The following is a 15,779-nucleotide window of genomic DNA, read 5'->3' as shown; positions in this document are numbered from 1 at the left end:
GTCACACCTTGCAGGCCACGGCCCCGTAAACGATCGACCGCTCCGGCTTCTCCCAGACGTCTTCGTGGGTGTCGGGGCGCCAATCGGGCGCGTAGACCACGCCCGGATCGACGATCTCGAAGTCGGACACCAGCTCGGCGACCTCGTCGCGGGTGCGCAGCGTGACCGGGTTGGTGCTGCTCTTGTACAGCTCGACCAGGCCCTGGACGCCTTCCGGGTAGTGGTCGCCGGTGACGTGGGAGAAGCCGAGGTAGCTGCCGGCCGGGAGACGGTCGTGGTAGCGCCGGATCACCTCGCGGGGCTTGCTGCTGTCCGGGACGAAGTGCACCAGCGCGACCATCATGACCGCGATGGGCTGGGAGAAGTCGAGCATCCGCCGGGTCTCCGGGGCGTCCAGGACGTCATCGACGTCGACCAGGTCGGCTTGCACGATCGTGGCGTTCTCGTTGCCGTTGAGGATCGAGCGGCTGTGCGCCACGGCGACCGGCTCGTTGTCGACGTAGACCACGCGGGCCGTGGGGTCTATGGCCTGCGCGATCTCGTGCACGTTGCCCGCGGTGGGGATCCCGGAGCCGATGTCCAGGAACTGCCGCACGCCCCGATCGAGGCAGTACCGAACCGCGCGGCGCAGGAAGCCCCGGTTGTTCCGGGCGACCTCCTGCACGTTCGGCACGACCTCCATGACCTTGCGGCCGAGTTCGCGGTCGACGGCGAAGTTGTGCGCCCCGCCGAGGTAGAAGTCGTAGCATCGGGCGGCGCTGGGTTTCTCCAGGTCGACGCCCTCGGGTATCCAGTCCGGCCGTAACTCCATGCGCGTGACCTCCAGCGCTGGTCTTCCGGCGCCCCGAACCGCGGCACCGACCAGAACCATTTCGAGCTGTGGTCACCGCGCTCGGGAGCGTTGATCAAGCGGCGATCCTACTGTCACCCACCGCTTCGAGTCACGCACTCGACGTCGCGCACCGGAGGCCCCGGAACCGGATATGAGTATTGTCACCGTCCGCATCGCGGGATCCGGGGTAAGGGGTACCTAAGCTGGTGGGGTCTTGGTGGACGCCCACCGTGCCCAGTCGTGATGGGCCAGTCAGCGAGCGCCGCAATCCGGCCGATATCCGTTCGGGCCGGTGCGGGGCGTAGGAGGAGATGGAATGACTCGCCCTCTGCGGGTTGCGATCGTCGGGGCCGGTCCGGCCGGCGTGTACGCCGCCGACATCCTGACCAAGTCCGAGACCCCGGTCGAGATCGACCTGCTGGACCGGATGCCGGCGCCCTACGGCCTGATCCGCTACGGCGTGGCTCCCGACCACCCGCGCATCAAGGGCATCGTCAGCGCGCTGCACCGGGTGCTGGAGAAGCCGGAGATCAGGTTCCTCGGGCACGTGGACTACGGCGTGGACGTCAAGCTGGACGACCTACGCCACCACTACGACGCGGTCATCTTCGCCACCGGCGCGGACCAGGACCGGGCGTTGGACATCCCCGGCATCGACCTGTCGCACAGCTTCGGCGCGGCCGACTTCGTCTACTGGTACGACGGCTACCCGGGGGCCCCGCGCGACTGGACCCTGGACGGCGAGAAGGTCGCGGTGATCGGTGCCGGCAACGTCGCGCTGGACGTGGCCCGGGTGCTGGCCAAGCAGGCCGACGACCTGCTGAGCACCGAGATCCCGGACAACGTGCACGCGGGCCTGAAGGACTCCCGCGTCACCGACGTGCACCTGTTCGCCCGGCGTGGCCCGGCGCAGGCCAAGTTCACCCCGCTGGAACTGCGCGAGCTCGACCACCAGGCCGGCGTGGAGATCATCGTGCACCCCGAGGGCTTCGAGCTTGACGAGGCCAGCGAGGAGGCGATCCGCACCCACAACCAGGTCAAGACGATCGTCAAGACGCTGCAGGACTGGGCGCTGCGGGACCCGAAGCACGACACCGCGCGGCGGCTGCACCTGCACTTCCTGCGCTCGCCGGTCGAGGTGCTGGGCACCGGCCGGGTCGAGGGCTTCAAGGTCGAGGTCATGGAGCTCACCGGCGACGGCAACGTGCGCGGCACCGGCGAGTACGAGACCTACCCGGTGCAGCAGGTCTACCGGGCGGTCGGGTACCTGAGCTCGCCGCTGGCGGACATCCCGTTCGACCACCAGACGGGCACCGTGCTCAACGAGGGCGGCCGGGTGCTGGACCTGGACGGCGAGCACATCCCGGGCGTCTACACCACCGGCTGGATCAAGCGCGGCCCGGTGGGCCTGATCGGCCACACCAAGGGCGACGCGCTGGAGACGATCAACAACCTGCTCGCGGACCTGGCGACGATGCCGAAGGCGGAGGAGCCGTCGGGCGAGAGCATCCTGCGGCTGCTGGAAGATCGCGGCGTCGAGTACACGACGTGGGAGGGCTGGGGCCGCCTGGACGCGCACGAGAAGGCGCTGGGCGAAGCCCAGGGCCGCGAGCGCGTGAAGGTCGTCCCCCGCGAGGAAATGGTCCGAATCTCCCGCTCCGAGTGACCTACAAGGTGATCTTTTCCGAGTGAAGGGCACCTTTGACCGAGTAAGGCCGGTCATCCATGAAGGGGCCCTTCACTCATCCACCGATCGGGTGGGCAGCCGCCAGAGGCGGACGGCGCGATCACCCCAGCCCGAGGTGGCGAGCACGTCGCCTTGCCGGTTGAACGACAGGTCGTTGATCGTCCCGACGTGCCCGGCAAGCGGATCTCCCACGTCTTCCTCCCGTGTGAGCATGAGACGTGGGGCTCCTTCGAGCTGGCGTGTGGTCAGAGACCGCCAGATTCGAAGGAGCCCCGCCCGTCTCGGCGGAGCCACGCCGGGTGGGGAATTTCAACGAGCAGGTCTGGGGAGATTCACCGGCTCTGGCGCGAGTTTCGTGGTTCGGTGACTCAGGGTGAGCCGGGGGCCGTCAGGCCAGGATGACGCGTTTGCGGAGGAGGTCGAGCTTGGCTCGGCCGTACATCTGCCTCTTGAGCGCCTTCAGTCTGTTCACGTTGCCCTCGACCTTCCCCGAACTGTAGGGCAGCGTGAGTCCTGCGGTGACGGCGTCTTGGTCGCGGCGGAGCCCGATGGCGAAGGAGTGCAAGTCGGGCTGATCATCATGTTCCACTGTGGACAGCCAAGATTCTAGTTTCTCGCCTTCACGGTTGGTCATCATCTTCGCGAAGTCGGTGACGTGGTCGGCGAGGCGATCCAGGTGCGGGCAACGGGATCGGATGTCAGCGAGCTGGTTGGTCTCGTCGGTATCGAGATCCTCTGGGCGGCGCAGCAGCCAACCGGTGATCTGACGGACTTTCGGCACGGCAGGCGGCGATGGCGGAGGCGTGAGCATGCCGCGGAAGGGCTGCAGGTAGCGGCGCACGGTCTTGTCGCTGCCGGTGTATCCCTGGGCGGTGATCTCCTTGGTCAGCTGCGCGGCGTCGGTGGTGCCTTCCGTCCAACGCTGGTGCAGGTAGGGCTTGAACGGGTCGAGCAAGCTCGCCCGGGCGATCGCCTTGCCGAGAAGTTCGTCAACCGTGCTGGCACGAGCGAAGCGCCGCACGGTCTTGCGGTCCAGTGACAGCTGCCTGCTGATGGCGGAGATCGTCTCGCCGCGGTCCAGCCGCCCGTGGATCGCGGCATAGTGTTCCCGGGTACGGATCACCAGTCGCGACTCGACCGGTTCGGGTATCGCGGCGTCCGGCTCGTCCTGGGCCGCCTGCGGCGCCGACACGCCGACAGTTTCGCCGTCGAGTTGGTCGAGCTTGACGCAGGCGCGGTGGCGCCCGACGGCCTTCTCGACGTAGTCGCCCAGGTTGCGCCACAGATGCCAACGGTCGGCCACCTGGACGGCGTCCGGGGCCCCGGCCTTCGCGCCTTCGGCGTAGGCGCCGGCGCGGTCACGGCAGATCACCCCGGCTCCAGGATGCTCGCGCAGCCACTGCTCCAGTGGTTCGGCCTCGCGACCGTCCAGCAGGTCGATCACCTTGCCGGTGTCGATGTCGACCAGGATCGTGCCGTACACGTGCCGCTTGCGCAGGGCGAAGTCGTCCACGCCGAGCACGGCCGGGGCGGTCGTGGTCTCCGGCTCCGGCAGTGCCCGCACCAAACGCAGCAGCGTCGTCCGATCCACTTTGATACCCAAGATCGCGGCCAGACGCGCCCCAGCTCGGCCCGCCAACGCCAAGCCCACCTGCCCCAACATCGCCAGCAGCGGAGTCGTCCGACGTCGATTCGGCTCGGACAGGCCGTCGACCTGTTCCACGAACGTCTTCGTCGCGCACTGAGAATCCAGGCACACGAACCGCCGGACCGTCAACGCGATGACCACTGGTTGCCTACCGAGCACGCCATCAGACAACCGGCGCACGTAACGGCTGTGCACCCGCCCAGACCGCACCCCACATGCCCGGCAGGTCGCCTCGGCCACACGCGACCGAGCGCAGATCGTCACGCCGTCGGATCCGTACTCCACTCGCTCCACACACAGCCCGCCCAGATGAGGCAGCAACGCTTCCAGATCAACAGAGCACGCCCAATATGATCAACAACCGCGATCACGACCCGTCACCAGGGTCACGAAACTCGCGCCAGAGCCGATTCACCGATTCACCTGAGCGCCGTCATCACCCCGATCCGGAAGGGCTCGGCTCTCCCTGCCGCCACCCTCACCGGCAGCTGAGTAACGACGCCACAGGCTTCGCTTGATGCTACGGACCGCTCAGTCGCTCCCCCTAAAGGACCTTTGACACTGGGCTTCGACGCCGGAGGTTTCCCTCCGACGCCGCCAGTCTGCTGCCGGGCCTCCTGGCAGCTACCCGGACCGGACTCACACCGGCAAGCGACGACGAGCGACAACAGATCAACCACCTACATGGTCAACCTCCTGTCTGCTGGCGCACCGGAAAGGCTCAGTCAGCGGCCCCCGCCCCTTCAACTCCTCCAACTCCGCAACCCGGGCGGCGGCAGCCTTTAACCCCTGGCGATCCTTCGCGTTCTTTGCCCTGTTTTGCTGTTTCTGCTGCGTACTCCGCTCGTCCTGTTGTGTTGCCTGATCGGTCGGGGTGAGTACCTCACTCTCGCCATTGCCAGGACTCCCGGGATCAGTCCCAGCTGCGGCTGCTGCCACCTTCCGCCGCTTGGCCTCCCGCGCACTCTCGTCGGCCTTCCCCCGTGTCCTCTTCGTGCCTTTCGGGCCGGTTTTCCCGGCCACCGGCCCAGATACACCGGGCTGGCGCTTCGGACCTGTCACCTCGGTGGGCAGCGCAGATCCCCAGCCCTGGCTGCGCAACTGGGAACCACCAGGCGGCAACATTATCTCTCGATCCGGTTCCGCCTCCGGCACCGGAATCACCCACATCCCGGACACGGCAGAAACATCGGCTTTCTCGGCTTCCTCGCCCCGCTGCGGATCCCACAACACGACAACATCGTGCCCCCCATGGTCTTTGCTGTCGGTATGCACCGCATTGATCACATGCGCGCTACCGTCGGCTCGCTGGTAAATCACCGGCACAGCCACACCCACCGGTCCGCTGCGCACATACCACTGCGCCCCGGCAACACCACCCACCCACCAAGCCTGCCGGCCGAACGCCACCTCCAACGCAGCCGGATCCCGATCACCAGCCGGCCCCGCCACGAACTGCCGACCGAACTTCAGAGAATTATGGAACGCCACACACGCCTCCAGGCAATTCACCCGGAAACGCTCATCACCGGAAAAATAATTGGCCTGGTTCACCCCCCGCACAAACCCATACCCAGACCCCACCGCCACACCCACCGCATCCGGCCACACCGCATTCGGCCACACCGCATCCGCCGGAAACGGCTCACCGAAAGACCCCCCGTCAGGCCGGTCAACCCCAGACAACCCAACGGGACCCGCCCAGTCGTGGTAGTCGGGGAGAAAACCGGCGAAATCATCCCCCCCGGCGACCGCCCCCGCACCTCCCGCATCCGCATCGTCCCCGGCTTCCTGTCCCAGGAACGCGGGCAACTCGGTCGCGACAAACTCCTCATAAGCACCCTCGCCCAGCATCACCCCAGAATTCGCCGCCGCACCCGCATCCCGCGACACCGCTGAATCCGCCACCGCCTGATCAAGCCACGCCCCGAGATCGAAGTCGGCCAACCACCCGTCCCGGTCACCCTGATCAGCCCCAGTCCACCCCGATACCCCCTCCGGCCCCGCACTCCACTCAACCCGCCCCGCCACCGCGTCCCCACCCACCCCACTCACCCCGGTCTCCATCACCTCCCGATCCTTCTTCTTCCGCCCCCGCCCCGCCACCTTCAGCCGAAGCGCCCCCAGCTCCGCCTCCTGTTCCTCAGTCAGCTGCCCCCGCCCCTCCAACTCCTCCAACTCCGCAACCCGGGCGGCAGCCTTTCTCGCCTGGTACTGCTTCGCGTTCTTTGCCTTCACTTGCTGCTTGTGTTTCGCCACCTTCGGCTGGAGCGCCGCCAGCTCCGCCTCCTGTCCCTCAGTCAGCTGCCCCCGCCCCTCCAACTCCTCCAACTCCGCAACCCGGGCGGCGGCAGCCTTTACCGCCTGGTGCCGCTTCGCGTCCCTTTCCTTCTCTTGCTGCTTCCGCTCCGCCTTCGGCTGGAGTGCCGCCAGCTCCGTCTCCTGTTCCTCAGTCAGCTGCCCCCGCCCCTTCAACTTCTCCAACTCCGCAACCCGATCGGCGGCAGCCTTTATCGCCTGGTACTGCTTCGCGCTCTTTTCCGTCATTTGCTGCTTCCGTGCCGCCTTCGGCTGGAGCGCCGCCAGCTCCGTCGCCTGCCCCTCAGTCAGCTCCCCCTGCCCCGCCAACTCCTCCAACACCGCAACCCGCGCGGCAGCAGCCTTTACCGCCTGGTACCGCTTCGCGCTATTTGCCCTGTTTTGCTGCTTCTGTTGCGCCACCTTCGGCTGGAGCGCCGCCAGCTCCGCCTCCTGCCCCTCAGTCAGCTGCCCCCGCCCCTGCAACTCCTCCAACTCCGCAACCCGCGCGGCGGCAGCCTTTACCGCCTGGTACTGCTTCGCGTCCCTTGCCTTCTGTTGCTGCTTCTGTTGCGCCACCTTCGGCTGGAGCGCCGCCAGCTCCGTCGCCTGCGCCTCAGTCAGCTGCCCCCGCCCCTTCAACTTCTCCAACTCCGCAACCCGGGCGGCGGCAGCCTTTATCGCCTGGTACTGCTTCGCGTTCTTTGCCTTCTTTTGCTGTTTCCGCTGCGCACTCCGCTCGTCCTGTTGTGTTGCCTGATCGGTCGCGGTGAGTACCTCACTCTCGCCATTGCCCGAACTCCCGGGATCAATCCCAGCAGCGGCTGCTGCCACCTTCCGCCGCTTGGCCCCCGCGCACTCTGGCCAGCCTCCCCCTCCGAACTCTCATCAGCCTTACCCCGTGTCCTCTTCCCGCCTTTCGGGCCGGTTTTCCCCGCCACCGGCCCAGATACACCGGGCTGGCGCTTCGGACCTGTCACCTCGGTGGGCAGCGCAGATCCCCAGCCCTGGCTGCGCAACGGGGAACCACCAGGCGGCAACATTATCTCCCGATCCGGTTCCGCCTCCGGCACCGGAATCACCCACATCCCGGACACGGCAGAAACATCGGCTTTCTCGGCTTCCTCGCCCCGCTGCGGATCCCACAACACGACAACATCGTTCCCCCCATGGTCTTTGCTGTCGGTATGCACCGCATTGATCACATGCGCGCTACCGTCGGCTCGCTGGTAAATCACCGGCACAGCCACACCCACCGGTCCGCTGCGCACATACCACTGCGCCCCGGCAACACCACCCACCCACCAAGCCTGCCGGCCGAACGCCACCTCCAACGCAGCCGGATCCCGATCACCAGCCGGCCCCGCCACGAACTGCCGACCGAACTTCAGAGAATTATGGAACGCCACACACGCCTCCAGGCAATTCACCCGGAAACGCTCATCACCGGAAAAATAATTGGCCTGGTTCACCCCCCGCACAAACCCATACCCAAACCCCACCGCATCCGGCCACACCGCATCCGGCCACACAGCATCCGGCCACACCGCATCCACCGGAAACGGCTCACCGAAAGGCAGCCCGTCAGACCGGTCGACCCCAGACAACCCAACGGGACCCTCCCAGTTGTGGTAGTCGGGGAGGAAACCGGCGAAATCGTCGCCCCCGGCGACCGCCCCAGCGTCTCCGGCACCCGTATCGTCCCTGGCGTCCTGTCCCAGGAACGCGGTCAACTCGGTCGCGACAACGTCCCCGAAAGCACCCTCGCCCAGCATCACCCCAGAATTCGCCGCCGCACCCGCATCCCGCGACACCGCTGAATCCGCCACCGCCTGATCAAGCCACGCCCCGAGATCGAAGTCGGCCAACCACCCGTCCCGGTCACCCTGATCAGCCCCAGTCCACCCCGATACCCCCTCCGGCCCCGCACTCCACTCAACCCGCCCCGCCACCGCGTCCCCACCCACCCCACTCACCCCGGTCTCCATCACCTCCCGATCCTTCTTCTTCCGCCCCCACCCCACCACCTTCAACCGAAGCGCCCCCAGCTCCGCCGCCAGCTCCTCAGTCAGCTGCCCCCGCCCCTCCAACTCCTCCAACTCCGCAACCCGGGCGGCTTCGGCCTTTCTCCCCTGGCGAGACTTCGCGTCCCTTTCCCTCTTTTGCTGCTTCTGTTGCGCCACCTTCGGCCGGAGCGCCGCCAGCTCCGCCGCCTGCCCCTCAGTCAGCTGCCCCCGCCCCGCCAACTCCTCCAACACCCCAACCCGATCGGCAGCAGCCTTTATCGCCTGGTAATCCTTCGCGTTCTTTGCCTTCTTTTTCTGCTTCTGTTGCGCCACCTTCGGCCGGAGCGCCGCCAGCTCCGCCGCCTGCCCCTCAGTCAGCTGCCCCCGCCCCTCCAACTCCTCCAACTCCGCAACCCGATCGGCAGCAGCCTTTACCGCCTGGCGATACTTCGCGCTATTTGCCTTCTCTTGCTGCTTCCGCGCCGCCGCCTTCGGCTGGAGCGCCGCCAGCTCCGCCTCCTGCCCCTCAGTCAGCTGCCCCCGCCCCTCCAACTCCTCCAACACCGCAACCCGGGCGGCAGCAGCCTTTACCGCCTGGTACTGCTTCGCGCTCTTTGCCTTCTGTTGCTGTTTCCGCTCCTCCTTCGGCTGGAGCGCCGCCAGCTCCGCCTCCTGCCCCTCGGTCAGCTGCCCCCGCCCCTGCAACTTCTCCAACTCCGCAACCCGGGCGGCGGCAGCCTTTAACCCCTGGCGATACTTCGCGCTATTTGCCCTGTTTTGCTGTTTCCGCTCCGCCTTCGGCTGGAGCGCCGCCAGCTCCGCCTCCTGCCCCTCGGTCAGCTGCCCCCGCCCCTGCAACTTCTCCAACTCCGCAACCCGGGCGGCGGCAGCCTTTAACCCCTGGCGATACTTCGCGCTATTTGCCCTGTTTTGCTGTTTCCGCTGCGCACTCCGCTCGTCCTGTTGTGTTGCCTGATCGGTCGGGGTGAGTACCTCACTCTCGCCATTGCCCGGACTCCCGGGATCAATCCCAGCTGCGGCTGCTCCCACCTTCCGCCGCTTGGCCTCCCGCGCACTCTCGTCGGCCTGCCCCCGCGTCCTCTTCGTGCCTTTCGGGCCGGTTTTCCCGGCCACCGGCCCAGATACACCGGGCTGGCGCTTCGGACCTGTCACCTCGGTGGGCAGCGCAGATCCCCAGCCCTGGCCGCGCAACTGGGAACCACCAGGCGGCAACATGATCTCTCGATCCGGTTCCGCCTCCGGTACCGGAATCACCCACATCCCGGACACGGCAGAAACATCGGCTTTCTCGGCTTCCTCCCCTCGCTGCGGATCCCACAACACGACAACATCGTGCCCCCCATGGTCTTTGCTGTCGGTATGCACCGCATTGATCACATGCGCGCTACCGTCGGCTCGCTGGTAAATCACCGGCACAGCCACACCCACCGGCCCGCTGCGCACATACCACTGCGCCCCGGCAACACCACCCACCCACCAAGCCTGCCGGCCGAACGCCACCTCCAACGCAGCCGGATCCCGATCACCAGCCGGCCCCGCCACGAACTGCCGACCGAACTTCACAGAATTATGGAACGCCACACACGCCTCCAGGCAATTCACCCGGAAACGCTCATCACCGGAAAAATAATTGGCCTGGTTCACCCCCCGCACAAACCGATACCCAAACCCCACCGCCACACCCACCGCATCCGGCCACACCACATCCGGCCACACAGCATCCGGCCACACCGCATCCACCGGAAACGGCTCACCGAAAGACCCCCCGTCAGACCGGTCGACCCCAAACAACCCAACGGGACCCGCCCAGTCGTGGTACCCACCAAGGAAACCGGCGAAATCATCCCCCCCGGCGACCGCCCCGGCACCTCCGGCATCCGTATCGTCCCTGGCGTCCTGTCCCAGGAACGCGGTCAACTCGGTCGCGACAACGTCCCCGAAAGCACCCTCGCCCAGCATCACCCCAGCACCTCCCGCACCCGCATCCCGCGACACTGCTGAATCCGCCACCGCCTGATCAAGCCACGCACCGAGATCGAAGTCGGCCAACCACGCGTCCCGGTCACCCTGATCAGCCCCAGTCCACTCCGATACCCCCTCCGGCCCCGCACTCCGCTCATCCCGCCCCGCCACCGCGGCCCCACTCACCCCGGTCTCCATCACCTCCCGGTCCGTCTTCTTCCGCCCCGCCACCTTCAGCCGCAGCGCCGCCAGCTCCGCCGCCTGTTCCTCGGTCAGCTGCCCCCGCCCCTCCAACTCCTCCAACACCACAACCCGATCGGCAGCAGCCTTTACCGCCTGGCGAGACTTCGCGTCCCTTTCCCTCTTTTGCTGCTTCCGCTGCGCCACCTTCGGCTGGAGCGCCGCCAGCTCCACCGCCTGCCCCTCAGTCAGCTGCCCCCGCCCCGCCAACTTCTCCAACTCCGCAACCCGATCGGCAGCAGCCTTTACCGCCTGGTAATGCTTCGCGCTATATGCCTTCTGTTGCTGCTTCCGCTCCGCCTTCGGCCGGAGCGCCACCAGCTCCACCGCCTGCCCCTCAGTCAGCTGCCCCCGCCCCTCCAACTCCTCCAACACCACAACCCGATCGGCAGCAGCCTTTACCGCCTGGTTCCGCTTCGCGTTCTTTTCCTTCTTTTGCTGTTTCCGTGCCGCCTTCGGCTGGAGCGCCGCCAGCTCCACCGCCTGCGCCTCAGTCAGCTGCCCCCGCCCCTCCAACTCCTCCAACTCCGCAACCCGATCGGCGGCAGCCTTTACCGCCTGGTACTGCTTCGCGTCCCTTTCCCTCTTTTGCTGTTTCCGCTCCGCCTTCGGCCGGAGCGCCACCAGCTCCGCCTCCTGCCCCTCAGTCAGCTGCCCCCGCCCCTGCAACTCCTCCAACTCCGCAACCCGCGCGGCGGCAGCCTTTACCGCCTGGTACTGCTTCGCGTCCCTTTCCCTCTTTTGCTGCTTCTGTTGCGCCACCTTCAGCCGGAGCGCCGCCAGCTCCGCCTCCTGCCCCTCAGTCAGCTGCCCCCGCCCCTGCAACTCCTCCAACTCCGCAACCCGGGCGGCTTCGGCCTTTACCGCCTGGTAATCCTTAGCGCTCTTTGCCTTCACTTGCTGCTTCTGTTGCGCCACCTTCGGCTGGAGCGCCGCCAGCTCCGCCTCCTGCTCCTCAGTCAGCTGCCCCCGCCCCTGCAACTCCTCCAACTCCGCAACCCGGGCGGCTTCGGCCTTTCTCGCCTGGTAATACTTCGCGCTCCTTGCCCTGTTTTGCTGTTTCCGCCGCGTACTCCGCTCGTCCTGTTGTGTTGCCTGATCGGTCGGGGTGAGTACCTCACTCTCGCCATTGCCCGGACTCCCGGGATCAATCCCCGCAGCGACTGCTGCCACCTTCCGCCGCTTGGCCCCCCCGGAACTCTCGCCAGCCTCCCCCCGCGCACTCTCATCGGCCTGCCCCCGCGTCCTCTTCGTGCCTTTCGGGCCGGTTTTCCCGGCCACCGGCCCAGACGCACCGGGCTGGCGCTTCGGACCTGTCACCTCGGTGGGCAGCGCAGATCCCCAGCCCTGGCCGCGCAACTGGGAACCACCAGGCGGCAACATTATCTCTCGATCCGGTTCCGCCTCCAGCACCGGAATCACCCACATCCCGGACACGGCAGAAACATCGGCTTTCTCGGCTTCCTCGCCCCGCTGCGGATCCCACAACACGACAACATCGTGCCCATCATGGTCTTTGCTGTCGGTATGCACCGCATTGATCACATGCGCGCTACCGTCGGCTCGCTGGTAAATCACCGGCACAGCCACACCCACCGGTCCGCTGCGCACATACCACTGCGCCCCGGCAACACCCTCCACCCACCAAGCCTGCCGGCCGAACGCCACCTCCAACGCAGCCGGATCCCGATCACCAGCCGGCCCCGCCACGAACTGCCGACCGAACTTCACAGAATTATGGAACGCCACACACGCCTCCAGGCAATTCACCCGAAAACGCTCATCACCGGAAAAATAATTGGCCTGGTTCACCCCCCGCACAAACCGATACCCAAACCCCACCGCCACACCCACCGCACCCGACCACACCGCATCCGGCGACACCGCATCCTCCGGAAACAGCTCACCGAAAGACTTCCCGTCAGACAACCCGAGGGAACCCACCGCATAGTCGTCGCTGTACCCACCAAGGAAACCGGAATCGTCTCCCCCGGTGACCGCCCTGGTGTCTTCCTGTGGCCTGATCGGAGCCGGCACGCTGGGGACCTCGCAGGCTTCCCGGGAAGCCTGTGAGGTCGTGTTCGAGGAATCCGTTGCGGTGGAGGCGGTCTCCTCGGCCCGCCTGCCATCGGGCCAGGACAGGCGCCGTCGTGTGCCCTCTCGCTTCCGGCGTTGCTCCTGGATCGTTTCCGGTACCGGTTTCACCGGGTCGCGCCGCAGGTCCTCGCGGGTCCGCCGATGGCCGTTCGGGCTGACCGCGGGTTCCGCCGGGTCGCGGGGGAGGGGGACCGGTTGGATCCAGATCTCCGCCCGTGTCGGTCCTTCGGTGTGCGGGAACTGCGGTGGTGCGGTCAGCCCGACGTCGTCGGCCCCGAAACGGGCGTCGCTGGGGAGGTCCTGGTGCGCACGGTCAAGCGTGTCGTGCGGGTCGTGTGCGGCGGGGGAGAAATCGTGCCCGGGTTGTGCTGTGTGATCGGCTTTTCTGCCGGGATCGCCGTGCACGACGTAGCGGCCGCGGGACTCACCGGTGTCCGACCCCGGATCGTCAGCGGACTGCGACAGCATGTCCCTACCCGGCTGCGGCCCGGCCCCGGCGTGGATGCCGGGCCCGGTGCCTTGGGTATCCAGGCTGTCTGCCGGCGCCTGGGGAAACTCCACCACCTGGTCCTGGTGATCCCGGCCGAGTTCGTGGTGCTCGGCCGCGACCAGCGCCGGCCTCTCCTCCAGCGACACCGCAGCATCCCCGCGAGCCAACCCCGGGATGTCACGGGTGTCCTGCACGATCCGCTGCACCGCCGGCTCATCATCGCCAGAGCCCTCCGGCTTCCTCGCCCGGTCGATCTCCCTGCGCACATCCGGACGCGACCCCTGCCGCACCGGCGGTCTTCCCGACGCTGCCGTGCCGGCCGGAGCAGCCGCCGGGGAGCCCGGTGCTCCGGCCGGCACCGGAGCACCGGGCCCGGCCACCGGTCTGGGAGCAGAGCCGTCGGCGGCGAATACCGTCCGCTGTGGCCCGCGCCCGCCCTGCCCTGGTGTCATCGCGACAACATCACGCCCCACCTCGCGTGCCAGAGCCCAACCCTGAGCCGGCGACACCACCACACCCGCATCCGAATTGCCTGGGGACACCAGCAGCACAGGCCCGCCCGTGGAATCGGTGACACCGCCCCGCACGAACTCCACCAACCCGCCACCAGCAACCACATCCGCGGGCACCGGCACCCGCACCGTGTTCACCGGCAGACCCGCAAGTGGTGCCGTCACCGGGTCCTGCCGCGGAGACGGCAACGGCACCGCCTGCGGGCCTGCCGCCGGCAACGTCGCCGAATCCGGCGACACCGCAACCTCACCCCCACGATGCCAATCCCCGCCTCCCGCGACCGAGTCCACACCAGAAGACCCGCCCTGGCCCGTCCGGTCATCCACCGAGGACTCACGCCCCGGGGACACCGCTTCGCCGTTGAGATCCGCTACCCGCCCAGACCCGGATCCGGGTATGACAGTGTCCCGTAGCGCGGCATCCGAGGACACACCAGAAACGTGCGGGATACCCGCCGTTGACCTCTCCCCCGTTGAATCCTGCGTCTGCGATGCCAACACATCCAGCATCCGGTTCCCGGACACACCAGAAACGTCCACACCAGACACGCCATACACACCGGCCACGACCTGATCGCCACCGGCAACCGGACCGTACCGCGGCGGCGGCACCGGCCTGGCCGAACCGAAATCCGGTGTCGCATCGGAATACGCCGGTGGTGGTGTGCCCGGCCGGTCCGAGGCATCGGAGGCATCGGAGGGGGTGGACGCGTCGGTCTTGTCCGGGGAGCCAGGGCTGTTCCCTGTCTGCGACCCGGACCCTATCCCCAGCAGCGGGGTCTTCTCCTCATCAAACCCACCACCCTCGGTGGTGGCGCCCTCACGCCGGCTGGTGTCGTCGAGGTATGGGCTGGGGCCATCCGGGTGCAGCTTGCCCCGCAACGCCAAACCCGCCAGATTGCCCACACCCCCGGCCACCGACTCCGATCCACCCGCCGACAACGCGTACAGATTCCACGTCACCGGCAAGCCCATCGCCGCCTGATACGCCACCTCCCCCAACAACTCCGATAACGCGTTCTCCAACGCCTCCCCCACGCCATGCCCGAACCGTGCCCACCACATGCCCCGCACCGTCATCCCCGCATAAACATCCAGATGCTCCCCCACCACATCCGCGAAGCGCGCCATCGCCGACACCGGATACAACTCCGCATGCTCGGCCACCGCCCTCTTCACCGCCGCCTCCAGAATCGCCTCGTCCACCTCATCGCCCAGTCCCCGCACCAGCACCTTCATCAACGCGTTACTGACCAGACCGCCTACCGCCGACAACGGCAGCGACACCAACGCCGAAAACGCCCCCGTCCCCGCCGCCTGCCCGCTGAGCTTCCCATCCCATTTGTCACTGGAGTTCTCACCCAGCATCTGCAACTGGGCCTGCAGATCCGGCAGCACGTTGAACCCCACACCACCGGCGGCCGCCATCGCCAACCGCATGAACAACTGGCCCCACCACCGCGACAACAACATCCGCATCACCGCCATCCGCGCCGCCAGCCACGCCATCGACGCGCCACCGGTCGCGCCCGCCATCGCCACCGCCCACGCCATCTCCACCAGCAGCAACTGCAAACCATAAATCGTCATCAACTTCACATACCGCACCTGCTGCGACAGGTCCCGCACGAACACCGCCAACTCCCGCAACGCCTCCTCACCCGCGGACAACAACCCATCAAAGCCCTCCAACCCCCCGCGAACCGGTCCGCCGCCTTCCCCGAAAACTCCGTCCGCACCTTCCCCACCAACTCCGCCACGAACGCCCCCATCTCCCCCACTTCCACCGCACCCGACTCCAACGCATCCGCCACCGCGAACAACACACCCTCATCCGCATCCGTCATATCCTCACCCGTCAACACCTGAAAAAGCCGCCTCACCTCCTCCGGCACCATGATCGACGAAAACATCACACCCACCCGACCCCAACGCCACCACAACCCGAAACAGCAACGACGGATACGGGAACCAGCCTGTCCGCCC

General features: G+C 67.2%; 5 protein-coding genes. 1 reads left to right on the top strand and 4 read right to left on the bottom strand.

Translation table 11 applies throughout. The features are described 5' to 3' along the window. Position 1 precedes the first annotated feature (1 nt). A complete protein-coding gene (locus DL519_RS40375) occupies positions 2 to 811 on the bottom strand; it encodes an SAM-dependent methyltransferase (RefSeq protein ID WP_190822754.1) in 810 nt (269 codons plus the stop codon). A 337-nt stretch (positions 812 to 1,148) separates the two neighbouring features. Here DL519_RS40375 and DL519_RS40370 point away from each other — a divergent pair, with 337 nt between their 5' ends. Further along, entirely contained in the window at positions 1,149 to 2,498 is a 1,350-nt protein-coding gene (locus DL519_RS40370) for an FAD-dependent oxidoreductase (protein WP_190822752.1), read from the top strand. Positions 2,499 to 2,570: 72 nt separating this feature from the next. On the opposite strand, the gene DL519_RS40365 is transcribed toward DL519_RS40370, so the two are convergent. The 3 genes from DL519_RS40365 to DL519_RS40355 form a co-directional block, all read right to left on the bottom strand. Then, a complete protein-coding gene (locus tag DL519_RS40365; protein ID WP_190822750.1) occupies positions 2,571 to 2,732 on the bottom strand; it encodes a WD40 repeat domain-containing protein in 162 nt (53 codons plus the stop codon). 175 nt (positions 2,733 to 2,907) lie between these two features. Beyond that, a complete protein-coding gene (locus tag DL519_RS40360; protein ID WP_223838289.1) occupies positions 2,908 to 4,452 on the bottom strand; it encodes an ISL3 family transposase in 1,545 nt (514 codons plus the stop codon). Positions 4,453 to 7,142: 2,690 nt separating this feature from the next. Further along, entirely contained in the window at positions 7,143 to 15,464 is an 8,322-nt protein-coding gene (locus tag DL519_RS40355) for a hypothetical protein (protein WP_190824656.1), read from the bottom strand. Between the last annotated feature and the right edge of the window lie 315 nt (positions 15,465 to 15,779).

It is taken from the genome of Saccharopolyspora pogona, from assembly GCF_014697215.1.
GTDB lineage: Bacteria > Actinomycetota > Actinomycetes > Mycobacteriales > Pseudonocardiaceae > Saccharopolyspora > Saccharopolyspora hattusasensis.
Note: the sequence above shows the minus strand (reverse complement) of the source record. Positions and strands in the feature narration are given on the sequence as shown.